This is a genomic window from Streptomyces sp. NBC_00876 (assembly GCF_045207435.1).
GTDB lineage: Bacteria > Actinomycetota > Actinomycetes > Streptomycetales > Streptomycetaceae > Streptomyces.
Genome location: NZ_CP108801.1, coordinates 32,300 through 58,802, shown reverse-complemented (window position 1 = coordinate 58,802; position 26,503 = coordinate 32,300). Strand labels below are relative to the sequence as shown.

Annotated in this window: 25 protein-coding genes; 10 read left to right on the top strand and 15 right to left on the bottom strand. The window is 69.3% G+C overall.

Annotated elements, in window-relative coordinates:
* Nucleotides 1–28 precede the first annotated feature (28 nt).
* Entirely contained in the window at nt 29–577 is a 549-nt protein-coding gene (locus OG782_RS37360) for a GNAT family protein (protein WP_331742232.1), read from the top strand.
* 168 nt (nt 578–745) lie between these two features.
* On the opposite strand, the gene OG782_RS37355 is transcribed toward OG782_RS37360, so the two are convergent.
* Both OG782_RS37355 and OG782_RS37350 read right to left on the bottom strand, forming a co-directional pair.
* A complete protein-coding gene (locus OG782_RS37355) occupies nt 746–1,366 on the bottom strand; it encodes a hypothetical protein (RefSeq protein WP_331742229.1) in 621 nt (206 codons plus the stop codon).
* A 144-nt stretch (nt 1,367–1,510) separates the two neighbouring features.
* Nucleotides 1,511–3,124 carry a hypothetical protein gene (locus tag OG782_RS37350; RefSeq protein WP_406459550.1) on the bottom strand — a complete coding sequence of 538 codons (1,614 nt, stop codon included), beginning with the start codon at nt 3,122–3,124 and terminating at the stop codon, nt 1,511–1,513.
* A 259-nt stretch (nt 3,125–3,383) separates the two neighbouring features.
* Between OG782_RS37350 and OG782_RS37345 the strand changes: the two genes are divergently transcribed.
* Nucleotides 3,384–4,265, top strand: a complete 882-nt coding sequence (locus OG782_RS37345) for a glycosyltransferase (RefSeq protein ID WP_331742223.1) — start codon at nt 3,384–3,386, stop codon at nt 4,263–4,265.
* A gap of 13 nt (nt 4,266–4,278) precedes the next feature.
* On the opposite strand, the gene rfbD is transcribed toward OG782_RS37345, so the two are convergent.
* The 3 genes from rfbD to OG782_RS37330 are packed head-to-tail and all read right to left on the bottom strand — an operon-like array spanning nt 4,279 to nt 7,291.
* Nucleotides 4,279–5,238 carry a dTDP-4-dehydrorhamnose reductase gene (gene rfbD / locus OG782_RS37340; protein WP_331742220.1) on the bottom strand — a complete coding sequence of 320 codons (960 nt, stop codon included), beginning with the start codon at nt 5,236–5,238 and terminating at the stop codon, nt 4,279–4,281.
* The gene (gene rfbB, locus OG782_RS37335; protein WP_331742217.1) at nt 5,235–6,227 is read right to left on the bottom strand and encodes a dTDP-glucose 4,6-dehydratase; all 993 of its coding nucleotides are present in this window, start codon (nt 6,225–6,227) and stop codon (nt 5,235–5,237) included. The genes rfbD and rfbB overlap by 4 nt, the downstream gene beginning before the upstream one ends.
* Nucleotides 6,224–7,291, bottom strand: coding sequence for a glucose-1-phosphate thymidylyltransferase (locus tag OG782_RS37330; protein ID WP_331742214.1), 1,068 nt, complete (start codon nt 7,289–7,291; stop codon nt 6,224–6,226). The genes rfbB and OG782_RS37330 overlap by 4 nt, the downstream gene beginning before the upstream one ends.
* A gap of 134 nt (nt 7,292–7,425) precedes the next feature.
* Between OG782_RS37330 and OG782_RS37325 the strand changes: the two genes are divergently transcribed.
* Nucleotides 7,426–7,845: an ester cyclase gene (locus tag OG782_RS37325; protein WP_331742211.1), complete on the top strand. Its 420-nt coding sequence runs from the start codon at nt 7,426–7,428 to the stop codon at nt 7,843–7,845.
* A gap of 72 nt (nt 7,846–7,917) precedes the next feature.
* On the opposite strand, the gene OG782_RS37320 is transcribed toward OG782_RS37325, so the two are convergent.
* On the bottom strand, nt 7,918–8,895 hold the full coding sequence (locus tag OG782_RS37320; RefSeq protein WP_331742208.1) for a Gfo/Idh/MocA family oxidoreductase: 978 nt from the start codon (nt 8,893–8,895) through the stop codon (nt 7,918–7,920).
* Nucleotides 8,892–10,292: an NDP-hexose 2,3-dehydratase family protein gene (locus OG782_RS37315; RefSeq protein WP_331742205.1), complete on the bottom strand. Its 1,401-nt coding sequence runs from the start codon at nt 10,290–10,292 to the stop codon at nt 8,892–8,894. The genes OG782_RS37320 and OG782_RS37315 overlap by 4 nt, the downstream gene beginning before the upstream one ends.
* A gap of 221 nt (nt 10,293–10,513) precedes the next feature.
* Here OG782_RS37315 and OG782_RS37310 point away from each other — a divergent pair, with 221 nt between their 5' ends.
* Nucleotides 10,514–11,683 (top strand): glycosyltransferase, encoded by a 1,170-nt coding sequence (locus OG782_RS37310; RefSeq protein ID WP_331742203.1) that lies wholly within the window; start codon nt 10,514–10,516, stop codon nt 11,681–11,683.
* Between the two features lie 89 nt (nt 11,684–11,772).
* On the opposite strand, the gene OG782_RS37305 is transcribed toward OG782_RS37310, so the two are convergent.
* Nucleotides 11,773–13,338 carry a condensation domain-containing protein gene (locus tag OG782_RS37305; RefSeq protein ID WP_331742200.1) on the bottom strand — a complete coding sequence of 522 codons (1,566 nt, stop codon included), beginning with the start codon at nt 13,336–13,338 and terminating at the stop codon, nt 11,773–11,775.
* Nucleotides 13,339–13,499: 161 nt separating this feature from the next.
* Between OG782_RS37305 and OG782_RS37300 the strand changes: the two genes are divergently transcribed.
* A complete protein-coding gene (locus OG782_RS37300) occupies nt 13,500–14,090 on the top strand; it encodes a TetR/AcrR family transcriptional regulator (RefSeq protein ID WP_331742197.1) in 591 nt (196 codons plus the stop codon).
* 159 nt (nt 14,091–14,249) lie between these two features.
* Here the strand turns inward: OG782_RS37300 and OG782_RS37295 are convergent, their stop codons facing one another.
* Nucleotides 14,250–14,711 (bottom strand): DUF2871 domain-containing protein, encoded by a 462-nt coding sequence (locus OG782_RS37295; protein WP_331742194.1) that lies wholly within the window; start codon nt 14,709–14,711, stop codon nt 14,250–14,252.
* A gap of 269 nt (nt 14,712–14,980) precedes the next feature.
* Between OG782_RS37295 and OG782_RS37290 the strand changes: the two genes are divergently transcribed.
* The 3 genes from OG782_RS37290 to OG782_RS37280 all read left to right on the top strand — a co-directional run bounded on the left by OG782_RS37290 (nt 14,981) and on the right by OG782_RS37280 (nt 17,335).
* On the top strand, nt 14,981–15,679 hold the full coding sequence (locus OG782_RS37290; RefSeq protein WP_331742191.1) for a response regulator transcription factor: 699 nt from the start codon (nt 14,981–14,983) through the stop codon (nt 15,677–15,679).
* Nucleotides 15,680–15,917: 238 nt separating this feature from the next.
* Nucleotides 15,918–17,201: a helix-turn-helix domain-containing protein gene (locus OG782_RS37285; protein ID WP_331742188.1), complete on the top strand. Its 1,284-nt coding sequence runs from the start codon at nt 15,918–15,920 to the stop codon at nt 17,199–17,201.
* Nucleotides 17,198–17,335 carry a hypothetical protein gene (locus tag OG782_RS37280; RefSeq protein ID WP_331742185.1) on the top strand — a complete coding sequence of 46 codons (138 nt, stop codon included), beginning with the start codon at nt 17,198–17,200 and terminating at the stop codon, nt 17,333–17,335. Before OG782_RS37285 ends, OG782_RS37280 begins: the two co-directional genes overlap by 4 nt.
* 385 nt (nt 17,336–17,720) lie before the next feature.
* Here OG782_RS37280 and OG782_RS37275 read toward each other — a convergent pair whose 3' ends face one another.
* The 3 genes from OG782_RS37275 to OG782_RS37265 all read right to left on the bottom strand — a co-directional run bounded on the left by OG782_RS37275 (nt 17,721) and on the right by OG782_RS37265 (nt 21,945).
* Nucleotides 17,721–18,593 (bottom strand): hypothetical protein, encoded by an 873-nt coding sequence (locus tag OG782_RS37275; RefSeq protein WP_331742182.1) that lies wholly within the window; start codon nt 18,591–18,593, stop codon nt 17,721–17,723.
* Between the two features lie 10 nt (nt 18,594–18,603).
* The gene (locus OG782_RS37270) at nt 18,604–19,167 is read right to left on the bottom strand and encodes a papain-like cysteine protease family protein (RefSeq protein ID WP_331742180.1); all 564 of its coding nucleotides are present in this window, start codon (nt 19,165–19,167) and stop codon (nt 18,604–18,606) included.
* Between the two features lie 450 nt (nt 19,168–19,617).
* Nucleotides 19,618–21,945: a tetratricopeptide repeat protein gene (locus tag OG782_RS37265; protein WP_406459543.1), complete on the bottom strand. Its 2,328-nt coding sequence runs from the start codon at nt 21,943–21,945 to the stop codon at nt 19,618–19,620.
* Nucleotides 21,946–22,398: 453 nt separating this feature from the next.
* Between OG782_RS37265 and OG782_RS37260 the strand changes: the two genes are divergently transcribed.
* Both OG782_RS37260 and OG782_RS37255 read left to right on the top strand, forming a co-directional pair.
* On the top strand, nt 22,399–22,947 hold the full coding sequence (locus tag OG782_RS37260; protein WP_331742174.1) for a DUF4262 domain-containing protein: 549 nt from the start codon (nt 22,399–22,401) through the stop codon (nt 22,945–22,947).
* 48 nt (nt 22,948–22,995) lie between these two features.
* Complete coding sequence (locus OG782_RS37255) at nt 22,996–23,229, top strand: MarR family transcriptional regulator (RefSeq protein WP_406459591.1); 234 nt, start codon at nt 22,996–22,998, stop codon at nt 23,227–23,229.
* A gap of 222 nt (nt 23,230–23,451) precedes the next feature.
* Here OG782_RS37255 and OG782_RS37250 read toward each other — a convergent pair whose 3' ends face one another.
* The 3 genes from OG782_RS37250 to OG782_RS37240 form a co-directional block, all read right to left on the bottom strand.
* Nucleotides 23,452–24,243, bottom strand: coding sequence for a phosphotransferase (locus OG782_RS37250; RefSeq protein ID WP_406459541.1), 792 nt, complete (start codon nt 24,241–24,243; stop codon nt 23,452–23,454).
* Nucleotides 24,244–25,101: 858 nt separating this feature from the next.
* Nucleotides 25,102–25,419 (bottom strand): helix-turn-helix domain-containing protein, encoded by a 318-nt coding sequence (locus OG782_RS37245; RefSeq protein ID WP_331742168.1) that lies wholly within the window; start codon nt 25,417–25,419, stop codon nt 25,102–25,104.
* A 3-nt stretch (nt 25,420–25,422) separates the two neighbouring features.
* Nucleotides 25,423–25,899: a MarR family transcriptional regulator gene (locus OG782_RS37240; protein ID WP_406459539.1), complete on the bottom strand. Its 477-nt coding sequence runs from the start codon at nt 25,897–25,899 to the stop codon at nt 25,423–25,425.
* Nucleotides 25,900–26,503: the final 604 nt, after the last annotated feature.

Genomic DNA, 26,503 nt, shown 5'->3' with positions numbered 1-26,503 from the left:
CCCGCCGGACCGGGATACGGTTGCCCGCATGTACCCGGTCAGCCGTTGCAGTCGGCGCCTCGGACTTCGCGAGCTCACCGTTGACGACGTGGACGACCTGCTCGGGATCTACGGAGACCCGTGGACCACTGAGCACCTGTCATTCGAGCCTCGTACAAGGGATCAGGTCGGCCAGATCGTCGAACGGTCCATGGCCTCGGCGAGCGCGTCGCCCCGCAGTGAGTACGCACTCGCCGTCGTCGAGCGCGGGAGCAGCCGCCTGATCGGGTTCGGCCGCATCGCCACCGATCCTCACCAGCCCCGCGGAGCCACCTTCGGCTTCGCCCTCCACTCCGGCACCCGGGGTGAAGGGTACGGAGTCGAGTCCGTACGTCTGTTGCTCGGACTCGGATTCGAGGAACTGCACCTGCACCGCATGTGGGGCGCGCGGTCGCCCCTCAACGAGGCGTCGGCGCGGACCATGGCCAGGGCGGGGATGGTCGAGGAGGGTGTCATCCGGCAGCACATCGAGAAGGCCGGTGCCTGGCGCGACTCGGTGGTGCACTCGATGCTCGAGAGTGAATGGGTGTCCGGCTGACTTCGCCCAGAGGGCGCATGCGTAACCCTTGGATGCAACCCTTGGGTTGGCGGCGGCCGACCGCTGAGGGGGCATCAGTTCCGGAAGCGGGCCACGGCGTGGGACGGGACGGGGCGGCCATCCGGCCACCCCGTCCGGAAGATCCGGGACGTCAGGACATCCGGCCCGTCAGGAACGGAATCCGATGACACCGAACCCCGGCCGCTCCGCCGCGAGCCGCATCCAGCCGACGCACTGCATGACCGCATCGATGACTTCCGGCTCCAGCGGCGGTGCCTGGCCCGATGCGTCGACCGCGGCCTTCGTGGCCTCGAACTGCTCCAGCGCCTGCGCGATCTGATCGGGCGTCCACTCGCCGGAGCCCGGTGTGTACGCGTACGGCAGGGGCGCCGGCAGGTCGCCGTAGCTGAAGGTCTCCACGGACACTGCGGTGATGCCCAGAGCCTTGAGGCCCTGGTCGACCATCGAGAGCCAGTCGCCACGGTGCGGAGTGAAGCAGTCGTTCCTCAGGAACGAACCGGTGAGCGAGCACAGCCGGTCGTAGGCGTAGCCGTACTGGAAGGCATGGTCCTTGTTCTCGCTGAAGGGCCCGCCGTCGATGACAGCGCGCAGCGCCTCGAGCGCCGTGGGAGCGCCCTGCCCGATCTCGTCGCTGAAATAGTCGTCGTCGCGGGCCAGGTCGTCCCCGAAGCTGTTGCGGACCACCTCCAGCAACTGGTGGTCGTGAGATCCGACCAGGGCGCGCGTGGCGGCCACGTCGAGCAGGTAGACACTCAGAGAGGAACTCATGGGACCGAATCTAAGGGAAGCCTCTGACACCGCTGCGCGCGGTCGCTACTGGGTTCGAAGGGGTAACGGCATGGGCTGACCTCAGGGTTGGGAGCATTCTCCCGATTCCAACCTGGGGCAGCGCTGCCGACGAGCTCATGCCGCCTACTTGGCTCGACGCTCTCCCGTGAGGCACATGCCCGGCTTGGCGTAGACAGTCACTTGTGCGCCCCGTACTTGCTCTCGCGAGCATTCTGTGAAATTCGTACGCAGAACCTGACGTTTCATAACCTCCTTCGTGAAAGGGTCCTCGGGTTGGCCTGGCGGATCGCTGAGAACCACGATTCGTTCGGCCGAGACCATCCTGGACCGGATCCGGGATGCGGAGATTTCGACACCTTCGAGGGTTCCGGACGTCGCAGGATCTTGCGCCAGCGCCAGGTCCTTCAGGCCGTCGAACCGGTTCGGGTAGGAAAGTTTCCACTCTCGGCGACGTGATGGTGCGAAGATTACGGAATCCCCTCGCCGGGAGACCTTCTGGACGGTCTCGGCAATTGCGGTGACGTCATCCTTCCGGCTCGATGGAGTGCGCAGTTCAAGAGTTACGGGGATCAGGGCCGCGACGACAGCCAGTGATGCAGTGGTGATGCCGGCCGCGTAAATTCTGCGACGGCTCTCCTGGTGGAGTGACCTTGCGTGCTTGAATCCGCGGTCGAGTGCCATCCCGATCAGGAGAGATGCACCGATCGTGGAGTACAGCACATACCTTTCCACGTACATCTTCTGGATAAGTGAGCCCACCAGCAGACATGCGGTAGGCGCGATGGCCAAGGGGATTGCCAACTGATTCAGTACGCGATGCCCCCATGCCTGGGGCCGGAACCTGAAACACAGGTACGCCAGGACGGCGAGCCCGGAGATCTGCAGCCAGTCCAGGATCTTCGGGTTGCCGATCCAGGACACCTGGCCTGACTGGCCCGCGCTGAAGAGAGCGAGCGGCAGCAGGCAGAGCAGGGTGAATCCCACGGACATCCACCAGTATTTACGTACACCAGAATTGCGTGGCAGGGTAATCACGGTGATGCCGTGTGCCACGAGGGCGAGAGCGGCAAATTCGTGAAGCCAGGTCGCGGCCAGCGCGGACAGCGTGTACGCCGCCCAGAGCATCTTCGATGAATTGTCGATCAGGCGTACAAGGAGGTACGTGGCCAGCGCCACCAGGGCGCACACCATCGCGTAGGAGCGCCCTTCCTGTGCGTACATCTGGACCGCCGGGCTGATGGCGAATGCCAGTCCCGAGAGAAGTCCGACGCGCGTTCCTGCGATTCGGTATCCGATGAGACCGATCAGGCCGGCCGATAGGGAGATGGCCCATACGGAGGGGAGCCGTAAAGCGAAGAGTCCGCCGTCCCAGAACTTGAACAGCTCATGCATGAAGGCGTAGTACACGCCGTGAACCGCATCGGCGTGATTCGTGAGGTCATAGATTTCCGAAAGGCTGCGATGTGACACCTGGTATGTGGCGGATTCGTCCCGCCACATGGAGTTGTTTCGGTCCAGCCCCCACAGTCCCAGGCCCAGGGAAAGTGCTGCGGGGGTCAGTGTTGCGAGGAGTTTTCCCAGCCCGGTCGATGGTGTGAACAATGCGGCCGGTGCCGACGCTGCTCCCTGATGAATGTCCAGCGGGGGGTTCCCGTGTGCACCCGTAAGGGATTTCTCTTGAAGTTCGACGTTGACCTCCGAGGGGAAGCGGTGAACGCGGTGGGAGGTGTCGAGCAATGCGCAGGCATTACGCCCCTCGTGGAATGTTGACTCACCATACTGGACGGGCAGTTGGAATTGGCTGACATCTGGATCTGCACTGACGATCCCGACTGTGGCTCTGTTGAAGGAGTTCAGCGTTGTCCCCCGCACAGAGGGCGTAGGGGCCTTGAGCTCTGATGCCGAATACGCGGGCCTGACCGTCCGTCGGGGCCGGGCCGGGCCGGACGGGGACCTATCATCGGCGGCACCTCGTCGACCACTGGAGTACGCCGCCATGTCATTGCCCCGCATCGGAGTCGTCATCGTGACGATGGGCACGCGCCCGCGCGAGCTGGAGGCCCTGCTCGCCTCGGTGGAGAAGCAGGATGTGCCCGCGGCGAGAGTGATGCTGGTCGGCAACGCGACGCCCCTCACCGACGTGGACGTCGCGGGCAACGTGACCAAGGTCCCGCTTCAGGAGAACCTCGGCTGTCCGGGAGGCCGCAATGTCGGCCTGGGCAGGCTGCTTGAGTCCGGCGAGGCCGACGTCGTCATCGAGCTCGATGACGACGGTCTGCTCATCGACGCGGATGTGTTCCGCACCGTCCAGCAGCTGTTCGCCACGGACCCTGAGCTGGGTATCGTCGGGTTCCGGGTCGCCGATGAGCAGGGACGCACGGAGCGGCGTTGGGTGCCCCGGCTGCGGGCCGGCGATCCGATGCGTGGTGGCCCGGTGACGGCGTTCCTCGGCGGCGGGCACGCCTTCTCGATGCCCATGCTCGGCGAGATCGGCCTGTGGCCCGCGGAGTTCTTCTTCGGGCACGAGGAATCCGACCTGGCCTGGCGGGCGCTCGATGCGGGGTGGAAGATCCTTTACGAACCCGGACTCGTCCTCCAGCACCCCAGGACGTCCCCGGCCCGGCATGCGGGCCACTACCGGTTCACGGCCCGCAACCGGGTGTGGCTCGCGCGCCGTCGGCTCCCGGTGCCCCTGATCCCGCTCTATCTCGGCGTGTGGATCGTCCTCACGATGGCCCGCATCCGGTCCCTGGCCGGCGTCAAGGCGTGGTGGGGCGGCTTCGCCGAGGGCGTGCGGAAGCCGTGCGGGCCGCGCCGGCCGATGAAGTGGCGCACGGTGTGGCGCATGACCCGCCTCGGCCGCCCGCCGCTTCTGTGAACGGCCGCCCTACTCACTGATGCGAGGCCGACGCCGCCACGGACGCCGGCACGGACGCCGCAACGGACGCCGGCACTGGCAACGCCACCGACAGCGGCCCCGCCACCCCGCGCACCGCGGGAAACGCCTCCCGCAGCGCCTCGCGCCAGTCCCGGATCGCCCCGACACCCGTCGCGTTCCACCGGTCGTGGCCCAGGACGCTGTACGGCGGCCGCCGCGCGGGCGTGGCGAAGAACGCGCCGGGCACCGGGCGGATGCGGGCCGGGTCCGCGCCCAGCAGCCGGAACACCTCGCGGGCCAGCTCCACCCGGGTGCACCCACCGCCGCTCGTCGCGTGGTAGATGCCCGGATCCGCCGTGCCGTGCAGGGCGGCCCGGCCGAGCGCCACGATCTGGCCCGCGGCGTCCGCGCTCCAGGTGGGCTGTCCGCACTGGCCGTCCGCGACGTCGACGTACTCCCGCTCGCGCTCCAGCCGGATCAGCGTGCCGACGAAGCCGTTGCCGCCGCTGCCGTACAGCCAGGCCGTGCGCACCACGTACCCCGTCCACGGCAGCAGCTGGAGCACCGCGCGCTCGCCCTCCAGCTTCGTACGGCCGTACGTGCTCAGCGGCTCGGGGCGGGCGTCCTCGGGGTAGGGCGTGCGGGCCTCGCCCGGGAACACGTAGTCCGTGGACACCTGCACCAGCAGCGACCCGAAGTCGCCGCAGGCACCGGCCAGCCGGCGCGGCCCGTCACCGTTGACGCGCAGCGCCCGTGCCGGTTCGGACTCCGCGCCGTCGACATCGGTGTACGCGGCCGCGTTGACCACGACGCCGGGCCGGTGGGCGGTCATCGCCGCGCGCACGGCGCGGGGGTCCGCCACGTCCAGTTCCTCGTGGCCGAGCGCGACGTACGGCTGCCCCGCCCGTTCGAGGGCGGGCAGCAGCTCCCGGCCGAGCAGACCGCGCGCTCCCGTGATCAGCCAACGGGTCACAGGGCCGCCTTCTGCTTCAGCGGCTCCCACCAGTCGCGGTTGTCCCGGTACCAGGCGAACGTCTCGCGCAGTCCCTGGGTGAAGTCCTTGCGCGGCCGGTAGCCCAGTTCGGACGAGATCTTGCCGCAGTCCACCGAGTAGCGCAGATCGTGCCCGAGCCGGTCGGCCACGTGCTCGACGCTCTCCCAGGTCGAGCCGGCGAGCTCCAGCAGCAGCTCGGTCAGCTCCTTGTTGCTGAGTTCGGTGCCACCGCCGATGTTGTAGACCTCGCCGGGACGGCCGCCGGTACGCACCAGCTCCAGGCCCTGCACATGGTCGTCGATGTGCAGCCAGTCCCGGACGTTGAGGCCCTGCCCGTACAGCGGCACCCGGTGGCCGTCGAGGAGGTTGGTGAAGAACAGCGGGATGACCTTCTCGGGGAAGTGGTGGTGGCCGTAGTTGTTCGAGCAGCGGGTGACCCGCACGTCCAGGCCGAAGGTCCGGTGGTAGGACAGGGCCACCAGGTCGGAGGAGGCCTTCGACGCGGCGTAGGGGGAGTTGGGGCGCAGCGGGTCGGTCTCCGGCCAGGAACCCTCGTCGATCGACCCGTAGACCTCGTCGGTCGACACGTGCAGGAACCGGGCCGGTCCGCCCGGCCGGTGCAGCGCCGCGTGGAGGAGCGTCTGGGTGCCCAGGACGTTGGTGGTGACGAACTCCGCCGCGCCCTGGATGGAGCGGTCCACGTGGGACTCGGCGGCGAAGTGCACGATCTGGTCGTGCGAGGCCACCAGCTCGGCGACGAGCCGGGTGTCGCAGATGTCGCCTTGTACGAAGGAGAACCGGCTGCTGGTGCGGACCGGGTCGAGGTTGGCGGGGTTGCCCGCGTACGTGAGCTTGTCGAGCACGGTGATGTGTACGTCGTCGGGGCCGCCGGGCCCCAGGAGCGTACGGACGTAGTGCGATCCGATGAATCCGGCGCCGCCGGTGACGAGGATGCGTGTGTCGGTCATGAGGAGATCTGCACCTTGCTGTGGTCGCCGAGAACGAAACGGTGGGCGGCGGGCATCCGCGGGGCGGGAGTCACCTCGACGCTGCGCCCGATGATCGACGCCTCCACCCGGCGGACCCCGCGCAGCGAGGAGTCGTCCAGGACGATGGAGAACTCGATCTCGCTGTCACTGATGGTGCAGTTGCGCGAGACGGACGTGAACGGGCCGACGTAGGAGGAGGTGATCACGGTGCCGGCGCCGATCACCGCGGGACCCACGATGCGGGAGCCGGTGACCGTGGCGCCCGCCTCGATCTGCACCCGCCCGATGATCTCGCTGTCCGCGTCGACGTCACCCTCGATGCGCTGCTCGGAGGTCTCCAGGACGGACCGGTTGACCTCCAGCATGTCGGTGACGTTGCCGGTGTCCTTCCAGTAGCCGGAGATCGTCGTGGACCGTACGTCGCGGCCGTTGTCGATCAGCCACTGGAGGGCGTGGGTGATCTCCAGCTCCCCGCGCCAGGACGGTTCGATGGAACGTACGGCTTCGTGGACGGCGGGGGTGAACAGGTAGACGCCGACCAGGGCGAGGTCGCTCTTGGGCACCTTCGGCTTCTCCTCGAGGCCGGTGACCCGTCCGTCGGGGCCGAGCTCGGCCACGCCGAACGCCTTGGGGTCGGAGACCCGGGTGAGCAGGATCTGCGCGTCCGGACGCTCGCTGCGGAAGCCGTCGACGAGGTCGGTGATGCCGCCCACGATGAAGTTGTCACCGAGGTACATCACGAAGTCGTCGTCGCCGAGGAAGTCCTGGGCGATCAGTACGGCGTGGGCGAGGCCCAGGGGCGCGTCCTGCGGGATGTAGGTCACCTCGAGGCCGAACTCGGAGCCGTCGCCGACGGCTTCCCTGATCTCGTCGGCCGTGCTCCCGACGATGATGCCGACCTGCTTGATGCCGGCGTCCGCGATCGCCTCCAGGCCGTAGAAGAGCACCGGCTTGTTGGCCACGGGCACCAACTGCTTGGCGGATGTGTGGGTGAGGGGGCGCAGGCGGGTTCCGGCCCCGCCGGAGAGTACGAGAGCCTTCATGCCACCCGAGGCTAGAAGCGGACACTTGAGCGCAGGTGGGGGATCGGCCGCGCCACAGGATGCCTCCAGGGCCGCTCGACCACTGGTGCAGATCCTCGGAGGGTTCCCTGAGGCGAGCATGAGGAAGGCACCCCATGGCAGACGACCACCGCGCACTCATCCAGTCCTTCGTCGACATGATCAACAGTCATGACATCAGCGCGATGAGCGAGCACACCGCGCCCGCGCACATCGACCACAACCCGGTGGTCGACGACGGCATCGAGGCCAACACCGAGTTCTGGAAGCAGATCTTCGCGGCGTTCCCCGACATCAGCATCGTCGTCCACGACCTGATCTCGGACGGCGACCGGATCTCCGGACGCTTCGAGTACACGGGCACCCACCAGGGCACCTTCTTCGGTGTGGAGGCCACCGGGCGCACGCTGACGTTCCAGTCGATCGACATATGGCGCGTCGAGAACGGGCTGCTGGCCGAGCACTGGGACCAGCTGGACATGAGCGGCATGTTCCACCAGCTGGGTGTCGACTTCTACGCGATGCAGGGGGCCTGACACACCCACCGCACAACGGGCCGGCCCGGCGGGCACGACGGTCATCCGTCGTGCCCGCCGGGCCGTCGTGCGTCAGGCGCCGGCCCGCTCCACATCGTCCACCAGCCGGGCGTGCGCGAGGATCGCATCGGCGTGCGGGGTGAAGTCCTGCGACTCCAGGACCGCGCGGGCGAAGACCCCGGCCGTGTTGGTGAAGTGACGGTCAGGGGCGAGCGCGATCTCCTCGAGCCTGCCGTCGCGCTCGACCTTGAGCACGGGCGTGTACTCGTCGGGTGTGCTGAACGCGCGCTCCAGCCGCAGCCGCCCGCGGCTGCCCCACAGCTCGTACCCGCTGCGGTAGGAGTGCTCGACACCGTACGAGAGCTGGGCCGCCACTCCGTCGGGCGAGCGGAGCAGCGCACTGCCCGCGGGCTGCGGCCCGTGCGCGCTCGGCGGCCGCACATGGGCGCCGGCCACGCGCAATCCGGGACCTAGGAACAGCTGCGCCGCGCGCAGCGGATAGGCGGCGACCTCCGGCAGTGTGCTGGCCCGCCGGAGCGTGCCGGAGCCGTCCTGGTCCGGCTGGAGCGGGATGCCGAACTCGGAGGAGAACTGCTGTACGTCGCCGATCAGCCCGTCCGCCACCAGTTCCCGCACCCGTGCGTGCTGGGAGTGGTGGAGGAACATGAAGTTCTCCATCAGCAGCAGCCCGCGTTCACGGGCGAGGGCCACCGCCTTCTCGGCGTCCGCGAGGCCGGTGGCGAACGGCTTCTCGCACCACACGTGCTTGCCGGCCTCCAGCGCCCGCAGGGTCCATTCCGCGTGCAGCTCGGGGGGCAGGGGTACGTAGACGGCGTCGACGTCGTCCCGTCGCAGCAGCTGCTCGTAGTCCTGCACGGCCGCGCCGCCGAACTGCGCGGTGAACTCCCGGGCGCGCTCGATCCTGCGGCTGGCCACCGCCGTGACCCGCATCAGAGGCTGGTGCGCGAGCGAGGGCAGCGTGCGGCGCCGGGCGATGTCCGCGCAGCCGAGGACCCCGATCCGCAGGGCCCGTGTGTCCGTCCCGCTCACCGTGCGTACACCCCGCCCAGTGACCAGGCCGCGCGCAGACCCGTCAGCAGGGTCCTGGCCTCGACGTTCAGGTAGTTGCTGTGCCGCATCAGATCGGACAGCTGGCCCGCCGTCACCCAGGTGAAGTCGTCGGGTACGTCCACCGGGAAGTCGTCGCCGACCTCCATGAGGACATAGCGGTTGCCGGCGTGGTGGAACCGCCCGCCCTCCTCGGACTGCACGGTGTCGTACAGCAGGCTGCCGGGATCCGCCGCCAGGACGACGTCCAGGTAGCGCGGCTGCTGGTGGCGCGGCAGGGAGAGGGCGCGGCCCGGCTGGCACTGGACGGTGGGGCCGAGCTCGGCCACGTCGAGCACGCCCGCCTCGGACCTCGCGTGTGTCAGCAGATGCGGCACCCCGCCGATGCGGCGGATCAGGAACGCGGCGAGGCCCTGTTCGGCGGGGGCGAGCAGGGGCTGGGTCCAGCTCTTCACCTCGCGGTTGGCGGCCGCCACCGACGCGGCGATGACCGTGAAGTGGTGAGCCGTCTCGTGGACGATCTCGGTGTCGGTGCGGTGCCAGCGCTCGACGCGCGACAGGGGCACCGTGCGCTGCACCAGCTGCCGCTGGGCCTTGATCTCGGTGAGCCGGCTGAGCACGTGCTCGGTGGAGTGCAGCGGGGGCCCGCCACCGGTGAGCAGGGGGATCAGCGAGAGCACGGTCCGCGCGTCCATGTTGATGACGTTCGACTCGTACAGCAGCTGGTTGATCTGGCCGAGCGTCAGCCAGACGAAGTCCTCGTGCGGCGGTACGTCGCCGATGGCCTCGACCACCATGTTGCGGTTGCGCTTGCGCAGGAACCAGGAGCCCTGTTCCGACTGGAGCGAGTCGTACATCACCCGGGAGCAGGCGCGCGGCGGGGCGAAGTAGTCGATGTAGCGCACGGCGGCGCCCTTGTGCACGCCGGTGAAGTTGCTGCGCGTCGCCTGCACGGTCGGGGACAGCTGGACCGTGTCGACGTTGCCGGGTTCCATCTTGGCCTGCATCAGGCAGTGCAGAACGCCGTCGAACTCCTTGACGACGATGCCCAGGATGCCGATCTCCGGCTGGTTGATGATCGGCTGCGACCAGGCATGGTCGTGGCCCTCCCACTCCGTGCGCAGGGAGATGCCCTCCACGGAGAAGAACTGGCCGCTGTCGTGCACCAGGTTTCCGGTGGAGTCCTCGAAGTGCCAGCCGACGAGGTCGGCGAACGGGATCTGCCGCACGTCGTAGCGGTTGGTGCGGCGCTGCGCGGCGAACCATTCGCGGAACACCGGGTTGGGTGTCACCGCGCTGTCGAGAGCCTGGGCGGACAGCGTGAACCGTCCCGCCGGACTCGTGGCGACGCCCGGGGGCGCTGCCTGGGTGATGGTCATCAGGGAACTCCTTCGGCTTTTCCCGCGAGCCCAGGGCAGGCGGCCGCAGCACGACGATGGGCCAGCGCGATGGGCTGTCACTGGAGAGTGCCTGGACAGCTCCCACAGGATCGCTGGAGTCCGGATGCGGACCGAGGCCCTTTCATGCAAGGGAAGTTATCACTGACAAATTTCCTAGCGTCACTAGACAGGGAGGGTCGGGATCCTTACGCTGGGGCGTCATGAGAATCCTCTTTGCCGGCGCCGGAAACTTCGGCCACGTCTATCCCCTCATCCCCTTGGCGACGGCCGCCCGGGCGGCGGGCCACGAGGTCTCCTTCGCCACGGGTGAGCAGCTGCATCCCGCCCTGGTGCGGGCCGGCCTCGATCCGGTCAAGGCCGGACGGTCCGTCCCCGAGGCGTTCATGGAAGCCGTACGTGCCCAGGGGCACGAAGGCGGCGACCTCGGCGCGCAGGACGTACCGCCGGAGGTCCTGGCGGCCCTGCACATCGAGGTGTTCGGCTCGGTGCTGCCCCGCTGGGTCGCCGCCGACCTGGCACCCCAGCTGGAGCGGCTGCGCCCCGACCTGGTGATCTACGAGGCGCTGAACCCGGGCGCCTCCTTCGCCGCGCGGCTCGCGGGCGTGCCCGCCATTGCGCACGGCGTCGGCCTGATGGCCCAGGGCCCCGAGGACCTGGCCATCCAGGAGAAGCTGCTCGCCACCGCCGCCGACCTGGGCGTCGACGTGCCCTTCGGCCAGCTGCTGGCCCTGGCCCGTACGTACATCGACATCTGCCCCCCGTCCATCCAGGACCCGCACTTCCTGGCCGCCCCGCTGCCGCGCATCGAGCAGCGCTCCGTCGCCTACGCCGAGGCGGGCGAACTGCCCGAGCGCTTCCGGGACAGCTCCGAGCCGTTCGTGTACGTCACCCTGGGCACCGCACTCGGCTCGGCCGAGGTGCTGCGCACGGTCGTCGAGGGCCTGTTGCCGCTGGACGTTCCGCTGCTCGTCGCGGCCGGTCCCGTGGTGCCCGTCGAGGAGCTCGGCGAGCTGCCCGACCGGGTGGTGGCCGTGCCGTGGGTGGCCCAGGCGAAGGCACTCGAGCACGCGTCGCTGGTCGTTCAGCACGGCGGCGCCGGCACCACGCTCGCCACGCTGGCGGCCGGGCTGCCGCAACTGGTGCTGCCGCAGGGCGCGGACGGTCCGGCCAACGGCCGCGCCGTGCGCGACGCGGGCGCCGGTGACGTGGTCTTCGCCCCGGACCTGTCCGCCGAGGCGATCACCGAAGCGGCCCGCGCGCTGCTGGCCTCCGACGACGCCCGCCGGGGCGCCCGCAAGGTCGCCACGGAGATCGAGTCGATGCCCCTCCCGGCCGAGACCGTGAAGCGGCTCGGGGAGTTCACCGGCTGACGCTCCCACCGCCCGGCGGCCGTCCGGCCGCCGGGCCCCATGACTCCGGTGTGCGCGCTGAATCCCCCGCCGCGCGCACCGGGCAACCCTCAGCACAGGGGAAGCGGCACCGTTCCGGCCGCTGTGAACGGGACGGTGCCGTGTGCACCGGAGTGCGGCAGCAGATCGTCGACCGGGGCCCAGGGGCGTGCGAGCACCAGGGCCCGCAGCATCTGCTGCACCTCGGCCACCAGACGTACGGCCGCGGAGCGCTCGATCACGGAAGGCGCGAAGTCGAGGCACAGCAACGGGTCCTCGCGCCAGCGCAGTACGGTCAGCGCCGCCTGCGCCGGGCCGGCTCCCAGATGGCCGTGGTGGAAGCGCACGGTCAGGGCGCCGCACCCTGCGTGCGCGGGGAGCCATTCGTCGCGGGCCGCGAACATCACCCCGGCCGGTGCGGGCGGGGCGAGGGCATGTGCGGCTCCTCGCCCCTCCGCGCCGGCGAGCGCCTCGCCGAAGGCGCAGGCCACGCCGCGCAGGAAATAGTCGGTGGTGCCCTCCAGCTCACAGCCGACCGGGACGGTCGCGGCGCACGGCGCCACGGCACGCAGCGCCGCCGCGGCCGGATGGCGGGGCAGTTCGACGTCCACCGGCACCGCATCGGCGCCGGAGTCCCGGCCCAGCGCCAGGGCCCAGGCGGCGAGCAGGACACCGCCGTGCGGTACGCCCGCCCGCCGGGCCACCCGGTCCACCGCGTCACGCAGCGCCTCGTCGAGGGCGAACCGCAGCCGCTCGGTCCGGAAGCGGGGGGTGCCGAGCCGGCCGGTCTCCGGCGACAGGTCTCCGGCCGGAGCGTGGTGCGAAGCCCCTTCCGGCAGCACGGCGTCCGGGGCGGGGGCGGCCGTGCGGTCCGGCGCGAGACCGTGCACCGCGCGGTGGTAGCCGGCCAGGAGTTCCTGCCAGACGAGGGCGGCGGACCAGCCGTCGGCCACCGCTTCGTGGTGGACGAACGACAGCAGATGCCGGCCGGTGCCCAGCCCGGCCAGGACGAACGACAGGGGCGGGCTGCCCGGTTGCCCGGCCAGCCGCCGCAGGTCCGCCGCCACCCGTGCGTGCGCCGCCGCCACCGGTTCGGGCCCGGCGCCCGGCGGCAGGTGGCGCAGGGTGACGAGCGGGGCGGGGTGCCGGTCCAGGACGCGGCGTGCCAGCCCCTGCCCGAACGGGGCGAACGCGGTGCGCAGCGCCTCGTGCCGGGCGCAGAGTGCCTCGATCGCCGCCCGCAGCGCGGGTACGTCGAGGGGCCCGGTCAGCTCGGCACTGAGCACGTGGTGCACGGCGTGGGCGCCGGAGTGCTGTTCGGCGGCGAGGGCGGTCAACTGGCCCGGCAGCAGGGGCCGCCAGGCGGGTCTGTGCGGGAGATCCGGGGAAGGGGCCGTTACCGGTACGGCCAGGTCGAGCACGTCCGCGAGCGGCGCGGGACCCATCAGCCGGTGCAGCTCCACGCCGAGCCCCAGCCCTTCGCCGGCGCGCAGCCGCAGGCGCATCGCCCGGTCGTAGGTCCCGCCCAGGGTGATGAAGGGGGAACCGGCGGCCCGGGGCGCCAGGGTGCGGGCGTCGAGGTCCATCACGTCCGCGGCCAGGTCGAGCAGCGCCTCCGAGGGAATCGGGGTCAGCATGAGGTGGCCCTTCTGTGGCGGTCTTGCCGCGATCGTGGCGACCCTGGCTCGAAGGTCGCTCGAACGCGGCTGCACAGAAGACGGCCGCACCCTACATCTTTCGGGAGCAGAAACCCTATCAGTGCTAGCTAGAGTTTCGCTGAAATGCTAGTATCGGCAGCATGACCGCTCGAGAGCGCCGCCTTCGTGAGCAGGCCAACCGCCATCAGCTGATCCTCGCCACCGCGCGCGAGATGGCCGAGGAGGAGGGCTGGGACAACGTCACCACGCGACGCCTCGCGGACCGTATCGAGTACAGCCAGCCCGTGCTCTACCAGCACTTCAAGAACAAGGACGCCATCGTGCACGCGGTGGCGACCGAGGGGTTCGGCGAGCTCACCGCGGTGTTGCGCGCGGCCTGCCCGGAGACCGGGAATCCGCGCGACGCACTGCACGCGGTCGCCCGCGCCTACGCCGGCTTCGCCGCCCGGTGGCCCGCCCTCTACCAGGCGATGCTGGTCATCGACACGGGCGAGGAGCGGAGCGACGAGCGCGAACCGCAGCCCCTGCTCGGCGTGCTGGCGCAGATCCAGCAGGTGGTGGAGCCGGTCGCCGAGGACCGCGACCCCCGGGTGCTGGCGGAAGTGGTGTGGAGCGCCTGGCACGGCCTCGTCACGCTCGCCGGCGGCGGCCGGCTCACCGTGGACGGGACCGACGAGCGCCTGCTCATGCTCACCGACGCCCTGACCGAGCCCGCGGCCCAGCCGGCCTGAGCGGCCGTTCCTGAGCGACCTCGCCTGACGAACCACCTTGACGAACCACCCCTGACCGACTGCCCCTGACCGACCGACCCCTGAGCGACCGTCCGATCGACGGCCGCTACGGGTTCGCTCGGGCATCCAGGTTTTCAGGCTGTCAGGGCTGTCAGGCGGTCAGACCGTGGTGGTCTCGGCAGGCTCGCTCGATGCGTCCGACGCCTTGACGTGCTCGTTGACCCGCTTGCCGAGCAGGATGAAGAGCAGGATGAGCCCGACGGTCAGCAGGATGTGGCCGAGCCCCGCGGTCAGCGGCACGGACACGTTGATGTTGTCCTCGTCGCGGCCGAGCACGGTCAGGATGCCGTGGACGCCCATCATCGCGGTGGAGATGACGATGCCGATGTTGTAGAACCAGAAGAAGGCCGTGAACAGTTTCGAGCCCGACAACTGGAAGACCTTGTCCAGCACGAGGACGATCAGAAAGACGATCATGCCCAGCGCCAGCAAGTGGGTGTGCATGAGAGCCAGTTGGGTCTCGCCGGTGAAGTCCTTGATCTTGGTGAACTCCCGGTAGAAGAGCCCCGAGATTACTCCCACGATCATGTAGACGTGTGCTGCGTAATACGACTTCCGCATGGCGGAGTTCGCTCCCTGGGTCGATTACCGTACGGATCACGCTCATTCAAGCATCCGCATGCCGTCCATCGGTGTACTTCACAAGTACGCCTCCAGGACCCGTCGAGCGGTACTCAAGCGTTTCTCGTACGAGCCCCGAGCGGTTCGTGCGACAGCGCGGCCCCTGTCGTACGAGACCGGCTCGGGGAACGGTCGCGGACCGCTCGAGCGCACCGGGCGTCGGCGGGCGGGCGCACTACCGTGACGCTGCCGAGCGTGAGGAGGCAGCGATGGAGGAACAGCACGCCACCCTGCGCGTTCTGCCCGGGCGGCCCGCCCTTCAGCAGATCGTCGAAGCGGACACCGCACCCGGCGCCGGGGCGCCGCGCCCGGTCCGGGTCCATGTCGTGGGCGCCGACCCGCTGGCCCGCGTCGGCCTGCGGACCCTGCTGACGGGCCACCCCGCCATCCGTATCACCGGCGAGAGCGCGCCCGGCCCCCAACTGGCCCACGCACTGCGGTCGTCACGCCCCAGGGTCCTCGTCGTGCACGGCGCCCTCCCGGCCGATGAGCGGCTGCCCCTGATGTGCGAACAGGAGGCGCCGGACGGCATCAGGATGCTCACCGTCGGCGACGTCCCCGGGGGAGCCCCCGCACACGGACACCTGCCCGGCACGGCGACCGCGGGCGAGCTCACCTCCGCGGTGGTACTGGCCGCGGCCGGCTACACCCTCGTCGGCGGGGGCGCACTGCCGCCGCCCGGACCGCGGCTGTCCAGCGTCAGCCCCGACGAACTGACCGAACGCGAGGGCCAGGTGCTCGAACTCCTCGCCCGGGGGCTGTCCAACGCCGAGATCGCCCGCTCCCTCACCCTCTCCGAACACACCGTCAAGACGCACGTGCAGAACATGCTGCACAAGCTGCGGCTGCGCAATCGCGTCCACGCGGCGATCTACGCCTTCGAGACAGGGCTGCGCACCACGAGCTGAGCTGCGCCGAGCCGTCCTCCACGGTCCCCACGGCACAGCCCCACGGCACACACCTGTCCGCGGACGCACTCAAGGGCCGAACGAGAACCGCAAGAGATCCGCACGAGATCAGGGGCACATAGGCAGGCAAAGCTTTGCCCGGCCCGTTGCCCGGGCCCTACGCTCGATCGCGTCCAGGGTGCCCGCTCGACCCGCTTGCGGCTGTTCGGCAGCGCGTCAACTCCAGGGGAATGGTCACATGCTGCAACAACCCGCGTTCGGACGCCGCCTGAAGAAACTGCGCATGGCGCAGGGCTACTCGCAGACCGCGCTCGCCGGCGAAGGCATGTCCACGGGCTACCTCTCCCGCCTGGAGTCGGGCGCCCGCCAGCCCACCGACCGGGCCGTCGGCTACCTCGCGCAGCGCCTGGGCCTCGAGCCCGCCGACTTCGAGGACCCCGCAGGCGGCTCACTCGCCCACGCCCTGACCCTGGCCGCCTCCACCGGTTCCGACGACGCGTTGCAGACGCTGCACGAAGCACTGTCGGCGGAGGGCCACGAGGTCCCGGTGCTGCGCTGGCAGGCACTGTGGCTGCTGGCCCAGCACCGCAGGGTGCAGGGCGACCACGCCGGTGAGCGCGAACACCTGGAGCGGCTGGTGCGGCTGGGCGACGACGTCGCGCTCGCGGAGCTACAGGTGCGCGGGCTCACCCGCCTCGCCCGCTGTCTGCGCTCGCTCGGCGAGATCAACGACGCCGCGGACGCCGCCGTGGAGGCGGACCGCATCGCCCGGGAGGCCGGGGTGGGCGTCGACGACCACGCGGGCGTACTGCTCGCCCTGGTGTCGGTGCGGGCGGAGGCGGGCCGCATCCCGGACGCCAGGGCGTACGCCGACGAACTCATCGCACTGGTCGAGGGCCGCAGCGACGCCCTGTGGGCGGAGGCCATGTGGACCGCGGCCGCCGTACGGATGCGCCAGGGCGACTACGAGGGGGCGCAGGAGTACCTCGGCCAGGCACTGGAGCGGTTCGCCGGCAACGACGACCTCGTCCTGTGGCTGCGACTGCGCCTCGCCGCGGGCCGGCTCCACCTGCAGAAGGTTCCGGCAGAGCCCGAGGCCGCCCAGAAGTGCGTCACGGCCGCCGAGCAGGCACTCGCCTTCGTCGGTACGCCCGGAATGCGCCAGGAGCTGGCGGCCCTCAAGGCGGACCTCGCGTTCCTGACGGGACGTTACGACGAGGCCCGCACCCTGCTGGGCGAGCTGGCGGCGGAAGAGCCGATGATGACCTACCGCGACCGCATACGCCTGGACATCCTGCGCAACCAGCTGCGGGTGCTCAACGGCGACGAGAGCGGAGTGCGGGGGCTGCGGGAGCTGGCACAGCAGGCACAGAGGGACGCCAACATCGACCTGGCGGCGGAGATCTGGCGGATCCTCGCCGACGCTCTCTCCCAGATCCAGCAGCCCTCGACGGTTTCTGGACCGGCCGGGTCCATCCTCGTGGCGACCAACACACCCACGCGGACGGGGAGCGGGACATGAAGCACACCACGACAACCGGCAGCGCGACGACCGAGCCGGCCCCGGAGGCGGCGACACCCGGCACCGACCCCGCCCTGACCCGGCCGGGATCCGGACGCGCGACCGCCATCATGGCGGCGCTGTCCGCCTGCTGACCGAGGCAGCCCGGTGTCCCGACGACGCTGCACACGCACCGGAACCGGTCGCACCGGGAGTGCGCTCGGGCGTGGCCGGACAGGTGACCCACCTCGCCGACGCCGCACCCGCCTCTGCAGTCCTGGACCAGGTCCCCACGGACATCGCACCCCACCGGATCCTGCGGTTCGCCTCACCCTGTTCTGCCGGCTGCGCCCACCACAGGGCTGACCGCCGGGCCCTGGCCGAAGGGATCGTCACCGGCCCCGCCGAGCCGGAGCCCGCAGCCGCGCCGCACTGTCATCTGCGGCACGACTGCGGGCGGTGGCAGCAGACCGGCCTCACCGGGTGCGCGCGCTGCCCGGCCCTGACGGAGAGGCCCGCGGGAGCCATGGACGCGCCGGCTCAGTTGCTGCTCGTGCGCCGGCGTCGGCGGATCACGGTGGCGCCGCCTGCGAGGGCGAGTGCCGTGCCGGAGCCGCTGGCCACGAGGAGGGCGGAGGAGGTGTCCTTCTCCGTGGGCCGGAGGCTGTAGCCGCTGGAGTAGCCCTTGGTGTCGTATTCCGAGCCGGGGAGCTTGTCGGCGTAGCGGGCCTTGACCAGCTTCTGGTAGTCGCTGAGCGATACCGAGGCCTGGCCGTCCAGTCCCAGGCGGGCCTGGTCATTGAGCGGCTCGACGGTGGAGAGCTTGAGCTGGTACCAGCCGCGGATCTGCGGCTCGGTGAAGACCAAGGTGCCCAGGGTGGCCTTGCTGGCGTACACGGCGTCGCTGTCACCGTCGCGCACGCCCGCCAGGTGCCAGCCACCGCCTTGGGTGGGGGCCAGCATGACGGTGGCCGTGCGGCCGTTGACGGTGGTGCTCAGCGAGGAGACCAGCTGTGTCAGCTTGATCGCATCGGTGGGCAGCGGCTGAGCTGTGCCCGCGGCGAACTCGGGGGTGATCTCGTTCCGCGCCACCGGGTCCTTGATCGTGAACTCCGGGAGGCCCTGGCAGGGCTCGGCCGTATCGGGGATCGTCTGCACCGGCTCACCGCCGTCGCCGGCGGGCATCGGAGTGCGCAGGAAGCGGCAGACGGTGTCGCGGACGTCGGCGGAGTGCACCGCGTCGAGGGCGGCCTGGTAGTCGGGGATGTCGGCGGGGAGGGGGTCCTTGGCCGGGGCCGCGTGTGCCGGGCCGACGACGGACAGCAGCGCGGACGCGCTTGCTGCGATGACGATGAGCAGACGGGAGGAGCGGGCCGCCCGCTTGCTGGACATGGTGCTGCCGGTGTCGCGCATGTCGCCTGCCTTAGCGAGAGATACCGATACGGGAGTGGGTCCACTTGGACGAGCTGTTGCTCACGTAGTCGTCGTAGTTCCACCACGTGTACGTGGTGGTGTCCGGCCACGGGTCGGCCACAGCGATCGTTCTGTTCGACGTGTCGAAGCCGTAGACCACGTTCATGTGGCCCCCACCGGACGTCCACCCGATACGGACAGCGAGCGGCCGGGCGGCCTTGACGTCCGTGTACACCTGGTCGAACGTGGCCGCGCTGTTCAGAGCCGAGCCGGGGTGGGTCATACCGAGGCTGCTCCAGCCCCGGGCCATGTCGTCGAGCGTGGCGGGCTGGTTGTTGCACCCGTAGTAGGGCTGAGCCCGGTCGCAGAAGTCCGTCTGCGTGGAGCCGAACCCCTGGAACTTGGCAATGGTCAGCCCGGAGGCGACCCAGCACCACTGACTCTTCTCCTGCTTCAGCATCGCGATGGTGTCCTGGCCCGCCTCCGCGTGAGCCGTGCCTCCCATGGCCGCGAGCGACCCCAGAGCGGCCAGCGCGATGGCCGACCCTGCGGTTCCGTACCTGAACCTGCCCATATTCCTGCCTTCCCTGACATGTGAAACGAGATAAACAGGGGCAATCTGCAAGGAATATGACAACGCATCATGTCTGGGGCATTTCGTGGACACGCAGGGAGTTGCCCCCGACTGATTACTTGTCGGGTAGTCGCGCAACTCGGTCATTTGCGTGCGGCCATTTCAGCGATGCGATGGCCTCGGGGTGGCTGAAGTGCGACGGCGGACGGCGGCCGGGGCCCGGTGAACCAAGTGCCTCTCCCGCTCATCGCCGGCCACCGGCCAGGGCTTGCCCTGGCTGGCTTCGGGGTCGGTCCGGGGCCACTGCTGACCTGGGTGACTGACACGGGCCCGGACTTCGGGCGGCGCAGGTCTGTGCACTGGGGCGGTTCTGGCCGTGTTCGGCAGCGAGCTGCGTGTCCTGGTCACCAGGGGCTTGCCGGGATCCAGCACGCTGCATCCCGGCAAGCCCTAACGCTGCTGTCTCCGGCCGGACTCGGACCGGCAGAGAGCCAGTTGCGAGCGGGTGCTCAGGGAGTCCGGGTGATCGGCGCCCAGGACGCGCACGCGATCGGCGAGGGTCTGCTCCAGTATCTCGGCGGCGTCGGCGTGCCCGCCCAGCCGGTGCAGGGCGTCCGCGAGATTGTTACCGCTGGTCAGGGTGTGCGGATGGTCCGGGCCGAGGACGCGGGTGCGATCTGCGAACACTGCTCGGTGCAGCTCTGCGGCTCGGGCCGGGTCGCCGAGATGGCTGACCGTGGCGGCGAGGTTGTCGCGGCCGGTGAGGGTGAGGGGGTGATCGGGTCCGAGCACGCGGGAGCATTCGGCGACGTTCTGGGTGTGGAGTGTGGCTGCTTCGGTGTGGTTACCGAACTGGTCGAACGACTTGGCGAGGTTGTCGCGGCTGGTCAGGGTCAGGAGGTGATCGGCGCCCAGGAGCCTGGTCCGGTCTGCCAGTACCTGGGCGTGCAGGGTGGCGGCTTCGGCGTACTGGCCGCGGAGTTGAAGGACGTATCCGACATTGTTGCGGCTCGTGATCGTATCGGGATGATCCGGTCCCAGTACTTGCATCCGGTCGGCCAGATTCTGCCGGTGAATCGCCTCGGACCGTTCGTACCCGCCGAGGCAGTGGAGGCTGTTCGCGAAGTGATTGCGGGCGGTGAAGGTGTCTGGGTGATGGTCGCCGAGCAATGCGACGCGGTGGTCGAGCACGGCCTGCCGCAGACTGAGCTGGAGGGCATAGCCACCCGCGTCGCCCAGCACGTCCGCCAGTGTGTTGAGGGCGGCGCAGGCGTCCTCGGACGGGACGAGATCCGGGTGGTTGAACAGAAGAGACAGATGCGGGGCGAGCAGTCGTGCGGCGGTCCAGCCCGCCGCTCCGGTTGCCCGGACAGTCGTCACCTCACCGCGCAGGGCGTCTACTGTTGCTTGCTCGTAGTCGTGGAGACGGTCCGGTTCATCGGTGGTCAGAGCCAGCACAGTGATCTCGCGGACCAGCGGGTGGAGGGTGACACTGCCTCCCGCACGGGGCCCGGTTCCGGGCACCTGCGGTGGTTCCGCCGGTACGCCGAGCAAGCCGTAGCGTTCGAGGCCGGCCAGAGCCTGGTCCAGGGCGGCTTGGCCGACGGGCCGGCCGACTGCCGTCGTCAGCAGTTCCGGTGTGATGACGCCCAGGGGCACCGGTGCCTCTGCGAACAGCGCCAGTTGGCGCAGCAGCGGACGGGCCAGTGGTATGCCTTCACGGTCGAGTTGATCGAGTGAGACCTCCCAGGTGCGCCGGACGGTGGACCGGGCCACGGTCGGATCCGCAGGACGCGGGTCGTCAGCTCCCACCAAGGCGGTCAACTCCTCTTCCAGCGCGCTTTGATACGCGGCGAAGTCACGGTGTCTGCTGGTGGATCCCGTCACATAGCGTCCGGCCGCCTGCAGGGCGAGGGGCAGCCCACCTAGCCGGGCAGCCAGAGCTTCGGCCTCGGCCGGTGTGCCGCCAGCGGGTGCACTGTCCAGCAGGACCCTTCCGCCGGCCTCCGCGCGAAGCGGCTCGAGTCGTATCAGTTCCGCGGCGGGTCCCCAGGTGGCGGATGCCGTGTCCCGGCTGGTGACCAGGAACAGGCCGCGCCCGTAGGGACGGATCCAGCTGCGGTAGTCGGCGACGCGCTCACCCTCCGGGCTGATGTGCTCGGCTTCGTCGGCGTTGTCCACGACCAGCAACCACTTCTTCGTTCCGGCGAGTTGCCGCCACACGGCATCGGGCAGGTTGTCGCTGCCGGATTGCGCGGCGCTGACCGCGCTGCGTGGCAGGCCGCATGCGACAGCTGCCTGGACGAAGTCGTCCGCGAGGGATTCCGGGCCGCGCCAGCGAATCCAGAACACCGCGTAGCCGTTTCGGCGGGCGTACTCGGCAAGTGCTGCTGCGAGCGTTGTCTTGCCCATGCCTCCCGCCGCGCACACCACAGCGAACCGGCCGTCGGGCTTTTTGAGCAGAGCCTTGAGACGGGCGAGTTCCCGGTCGCGGCCGCGCACACGGTCGAGCACGATGTGCGGCGGGTGCAGCGAACCGGGCCGGGTACCGGAAACCGGGCCGCTGCCGTCCTCGGCCGGGTCGTCCAGCCGGCGGCTCGCGGTGGCCAGACCCGCGCTCAAGACGGTGAGTACGCCGAAAACCGTCCAGACCACCCACGGCCGGTCTGCCCAGTCCGGTGCCACCTCACCCACGCGCTCGGCAACGGTCCCCAGCACCACCGCGACGAAAGCCCCCAGTCCGGCAAGGGCGGCCCCCGCTCCGGTACGTGTCCGCACCGCTTGACTGCGCCGCACGCCTGCCCCCCTGAGAGCACTGCCTGTCTGGACGCCTCAGCGCATCCGCAGAGCGAACGCTTCCACGGCTCCGCGGACCTGTCGAGGCCCTAACGAGCTGGTGGCCTCCAGGACTCGCGAAGGAGAACCAACCTCGGAACCCTGTCACGCGGGGGATCCCCCCATGCACTCCCACGCTACGACCGGGAGCGGTGCGTCAGCGTCCGGCACTCGTGCTTGCGCTGGGTGTCGGCGCACCGAGTGCTTGCAGTCGGCGCCGGACAGCATCAGGCGCGAGCGTCAGATGCTTGCCGGATGTCGGCGCTCATGAGCCTTCCGGGTGCGAAGGCCGCCGCAGCGATGCGGAGTTTGGGCGGCGGAGCCGACCACAGCTCGTCCAGCAGGGCCACGAACCCCGGCTGCCCGACTCAATCACTCACCTCGTAACCTCCGCGCATGACCGATGATCCGTTCCAGTGCCGTTGTGTCCTCTGCCATGACTACGGTGACCGAGACGAAGCGGACCGCATGGATCTCACGATCATCGACAACGTTCAGCAGCACGGATGGCACGTCGTGATGGTGCCCGAGGACGAGATCGGTCCCGGATTCGCCTACACGATCGGCCTTTCGCACACTCACGGCGCACCTGAACTGGCCATGTTCGGTCTTGATGTCCACGCCATGCACAGCATGCTCAACAGGCTCGGTGAGAAGTCCGTCGCGGGTGCTGTATTGGCTGAAGGCCAGAGGCACCCTGACGTTGCCGACAGCCACGAAGTTACGCTCAGGCAGGTCGATCTCCGCTGGTACCCGACCTTCTTCGGACGGGCCATCGGGTTCTACCGGCGACCTCCTTTTCCTGTGCTGCAAGTTGCGTGGCCCGACGCGGATGACCGTTTTCACTGGGAAGAGCAGGCCAGCGAGGGGCATCGGGAGTCACAGCCTCAGTTGTGGCTGCCACCGAATGAGCACCCTGTGGGGATCTGGACGACCGAACTCTGACCTCGAGGTCACCGACCAACGGCAGACCAATGCTGTCGCGGGGAGCCGCTGGAGCAGGATCTGGTTGAGGAGCAGGAGCCTGGAGGGGCGGTCAACCTCACGCAGCCGGAGATGGCCGCGAAGCTTGGCATCCACCCGTCGCGCGTCAGCAGGGCCATGCGCGTGCTGGTGGAACGCGGAGTCGTGATCAGGCCCAACAACGGCAAAGGTCGTAGCCACTCCCTGAACCCTGCCATCGCCGGGCCACGAGTCCGAAGTAGACGGCTTCACTCGGTTGACTGATCACCCACAAGGCGCGGAAGGGGCCGGGATTGCCCAGGGGCCTTCCGCGCTCATGCGCAGTGTCGAGTGCCTTCAGCGGGCCCGTACGAGCGCCGAGGCACCCTCTGAGTCCTGTCCTCTGGCATGCAACGAACCGCCTCCAATGTGACTGTGGGCGCACATTGGAGGCGGCCTTTTCATGCGCTCCGTTGCCAATGTGACTCTGAGCGCACGTTAGCGTCGCTAGTGTCTGCCACAGCACTCTTCGACCAGGGCCAGCAGCCTGGGCGTCAGGTCCGGGTGGTCGCCTCGGGATGCCGATTGCAGAAGGTCGGCACAGACCACCAGGAGGGCTGCGTGGCCGGTGGAGGTGTCCAGGAGGTTGCTGAATGCGTCCCGCATGTGTGCGGCGGTGCGGGGTGCGAGCTGGGAGTACGCCACGAGGAGGGCGACGTCGTAGCCGCGGGGGGCCAGGCCCCAGCCTTCCCAGTCGAGCAGTGTGCCGCCGTTGGTGAGGTTGGCGGCGTGGAAGTCTCCGTGCGCGCATTCCCAGTGCTCGATGCGGGGAGCCGGCCGGCCGGTGTACTGGGGTACGGCTCGGTCGATCCACTGCTGGCGTACGGCCGTGCGGTCGGTGGAGGCGGTCGCGATCTTGGTCAGCGTCGAGCGAATCGTGGTGAACCAGTCTGCCGTGAGTTCGAGTTCGGTGCGCAGGACGGGGTCCGGGGAGAGCACTGGCTCGTCGATGAACCGGGTCAGCTCCGCGCGGTAGGCGCGGCCCGCGGCCGTCCAGTCATGGAGCCCGTGCAGGGCGGGCATACGTACATCGGGGAACGCCTTCGCGGCGAGCTCGGTGCCGTCCCAGAGTTTCCCTCCCGCCTGCTCGGTGGGAGCGGAGAGAAGGCGGAGCCAGCACGTGCCGTGCACGGGGTGCTCGCTGCGGTGGCCGAGAGTGCGCCCGTGCCAGCCCCATAGTTGTGGGCCGTGCACGGTGACGCCCAGGGCTTCGGCCGCGTGCGCGTGGGCGGCTGTCATGCGCTGGGTGTCGATGTCATCCGCGGGTGGCGAGTACATCCAGGACCGTCCGTAACCTCTCGGGGGAAACAGCGGGCTCGCCGATCGCGGCGAGAGCATCGCTCCAGTGTGCCCCGTTGCCGGTGGCCAGGAGCACTCTAGAGACTCCCGGACAGGAGGCTGCGGCGGCCAGGCAGGCGGCCGCAGTTCCGGAGCCCTCACGTACCAGGGCGGCGACTTCTGGGGTCGCCAGTTCTGGTAGTTCTCCTCCATGCAGGGGTGCCGACGCATGGACGGACCATCCCAGGTCGCAGGCCTGGGCGATCGGGCCGCGGCCGCGAAGGGCTTCGTCGAGGTGGGTGTCCATGACCAGGCTCACGGGAAGCTGCACGACTCTGAGGTGATGGTCCGTGGTGCCTGCTGCCTCGGCGGCGCCGGCGAGGGCCTGCCGAGTCTTCGCTCACGGGTTGTGCTTCCGCCACGCCCGGATGGGCAGCTGCATCCCTGGTGCTTGCACAGGCAGAAGTACCCAACGCTCCACGGGACGCCGCCCAGCGGGCACACGATGTGCTGGACCGTGTCCCATCAGCCCGGCTCCGCTCCACCGCGCGCACTCGGCTCACCCAACTCGATGCCCTCCTGACCGGCCGGACGGGCGGAGCGGCAGGTGACCTCACGGAACGCCTCCGGACGTTGCCCGCGCCGATCGACGCCCACGGCCGCGCACTCACAAGCTGACGCCTCCGGCCCTCTGTTCCGGCCGACGTGCCCAACGGCTTGCGTCCCTGCCGACCCAGCCACTCGTTCTCGGACACGACGTGACCGCGGGCTACGGCGCTCTGGGGCAAGGTTGCAGCCGGGCTTCGGCAACCCGCTGCGTCATGCCCTCGGCCGACTGTGCAGCGGCACGACGACCTCGCGGCCGGTTGCCTTGGGGCCCGCTCTGAAGAACTTCACCTGGCCCTCGCTGTGCGTGTGCTCCAGCCATCCGTCGACTTCCAGCTCTCGGCGGGCGCGGCTGAAGTGCGGGGCGGGTACGCCCATGAGTTCGGCGAGATCGGCCGCTGTTCGCTCGACGCTGTGACCCAAGCCGCCCAGGATCGCGTACGTCATCACCATGTTCTGCTTCAGGTGCGACAGGTCGCTTATGCGCCCCTGCAGGGTCTCCAGTTCGGGGTAGGGGCCTGTAACTGGCATGGGCTACGCCTTTCGATCTGTACCGGTGCGAGGTCCCGGAAGAGTCGGCAGATGGTATGCGGCGGCCTCCTCGGACTGGTCTGCGCCGGAGAGGCTGGAAACGATGTGAGGGCTCGCCCGGTACTTGATGGTCCGGCCGGTGACCTCGGCGACGAGGAAGATCTTGTTCGCGGCAAGCGACTTGGCAATCCTCCTCGTGGCCTGCACCGTCAGCCCGAGGTGCTCCGCCGCTTCCTTTGCGGAGGCGCCACCTTGTTTGTACGTCATGATTCCGCAGTAGAAGAAGACACGTAATGCGTCGCCCGTGATCCCGGACTCGCCGGACAGCATCGCGAGCACGCGTTCGAACGAGAACTGACCGTGCCGACCGCCGAAGCTGTAGGCCCGTCGGGAGTCGACCTCGTCATCGGGCTCCTGCAGCTCGTGAACCTCGCCGGTTCCCGTGTTGACCAGCTCTCGGCTGCGCACTTGCTTTGGCACGTATGTCCCCTGCCCTGTGCTCTCCCTGACATCCAGAGATTACTGCAGGCGACATGTCGGTAGTGGTCATCGAAAGAATCTCAGGGTTCCCTCGATGACCACTACCGACATGTCGTTTGGTGTCATGTATCGGCATCCTAGGATGCCGATATAGGCATCGTAGGATGCCTATGCATTGGCCATTTATGCAGGTCAGTGGCCCGTTGGGGCTGCGCACTCTCTATTACTCAAACAGGCGGTTCAGCGACGCGCCGAACGGGTGGCCCTGCGGTCCTCGCGCAGGCGCTGCGGTCCTCGGGGGTGCTCGCTGCTCCTCGGTGGCGGTCTCCAGGCCGTCTTCGGCTCCTGTAGGAAAGGCAGCGAGGAGTGGCTGATCGGCGTGGGGGTCTATGTGACCACTGCGGCATGGCGTGTACGAACTTCTATCGCCGTGGCTGACTTTCGATGGCTGATGTCCCATCAGTGATCGTCGTTGCTGGGCCCGGTTGATCCGTCTTGAGGTAACCGGTGGCGTCCTGCTCCTGTCGGGCGCCGTTGTCAGCTATCCGAATGGCCTGTGCGGTCCCCCGTGACGCCCTTCCCGAGGCTGACGCCACGCACGGGC

Excerpts from the sequence above, each read along its gene's own strand:
- OG782_RS37360 (WP_331742232.1), top strand. The coding sequence starts at position 29 with ATGTACCCGGTCAGCCGTTGCAGTCGGCGCCTCGGACTTCGCGAGCTC.
- OG782_RS37355 (WP_331742229.1), bottom strand. The coding sequence starts at position 1,366 with ATGAGTTCCTCTCTGAGTGTCTACCTGCTCGACGTGGCCGCCACGCGC.
- OG782_RS37345 (WP_331742223.1), top strand. The coding sequence starts at position 3,384 with ATGTCATTGCCCCGCATCGGAGTCGTCATCGTGACGATGGGCACGCGC.
- rfbB (WP_331742217.1), bottom strand. The coding sequence starts at position 6,227 with ATGACCGACACACGCATCCTCGTCACCGGCGGCGCCGGATTCATCGGA.
- OG782_RS37330 (WP_331742214.1), bottom strand. The coding sequence starts at position 7,291 with ATGAAGGCTCTCGTACTCTCCGGCGGGGCCGGAACCCGCCTGCGCCCC.
- OG782_RS37325 (WP_331742211.1), top strand. The coding sequence starts at position 7,426 with ATGGCAGACGACCACCGCGCACTCATCCAGTCCTTCGTCGACATGATC.
- OG782_RS37315 (WP_331742205.1), bottom strand. The coding sequence starts at position 10,292 with ATGACCATCACCCAGGCAGCGCCCCCGGGCGTCGCCACGAGTCCGGCG.
- OG782_RS37310 (WP_331742203.1), top strand. The coding sequence starts at position 10,514 with ATGAGAATCCTCTTTGCCGGCGCCGGAAACTTCGGCCACGTCTATCCC.
- OG782_RS37305 (WP_331742200.1), bottom strand. The coding sequence starts at position 13,338 with ATGCTGACCCCGATTCCCTCGGAGGCGCTGCTCGACCTGGCCGCGGAC.
- OG782_RS37300 (WP_331742197.1), top strand. The coding sequence starts at position 13,500 with ATGACCGCTCGAGAGCGCCGCCTTCGTGAGCAGGCCAACCGCCATCAG.
- OG782_RS37295 (WP_331742194.1), bottom strand. The coding sequence starts at position 14,711 with ATGCGGAAGTCGTATTACGCAGCACACGTCTACATGATCGTGGGAGTA.
- OG782_RS37290 (WP_331742191.1), top strand. The coding sequence starts at position 14,981 with ATGGAGGAACAGCACGCCACCCTGCGCGTTCTGCCCGGGCGGCCCGCC.
- OG782_RS37285 (WP_331742188.1), top strand. The coding sequence starts at position 15,918 with ATGCTGCAACAACCCGCGTTCGGACGCCGCCTGAAGAAACTGCGCATG.
- OG782_RS37280 (WP_331742185.1), top strand. The coding sequence starts at position 17,198 with ATGAAGCACACCACGACAACCGGCAGCGCGACGACCGAGCCGGCCCCG.
- OG782_RS37275 (WP_331742182.1), bottom strand. The coding sequence starts at position 18,593 with ATGCGCGACACCGGCAGCACCATGTCCAGCAAGCGGGCGGCCCGCTCC.
- OG782_RS37270 (WP_331742180.1), bottom strand. The coding sequence starts at position 19,167 with ATGGGCAGGTTCAGGTACGGAACCGCAGGGTCGGCCATCGCGCTGGCC.
- OG782_RS37260 (WP_331742174.1), top strand. The coding sequence starts at position 22,399 with ATGACCGATGATCCGTTCCAGTGCCGTTGTGTCCTCTGCCATGACTAC.
- OG782_RS37250 (WP_406459541.1), bottom strand. The coding sequence starts at position 24,243 with ATGACAGCCGCCCACGCGCACGCGGCCGAAGCCCTGGGCGTCACCGTG.
- OG782_RS37245 (WP_331742168.1), bottom strand. The coding sequence starts at position 25,419 with ATGCCAGTTACAGGCCCCTACCCCGAACTGGAGACCCTGCAGGGGCGC.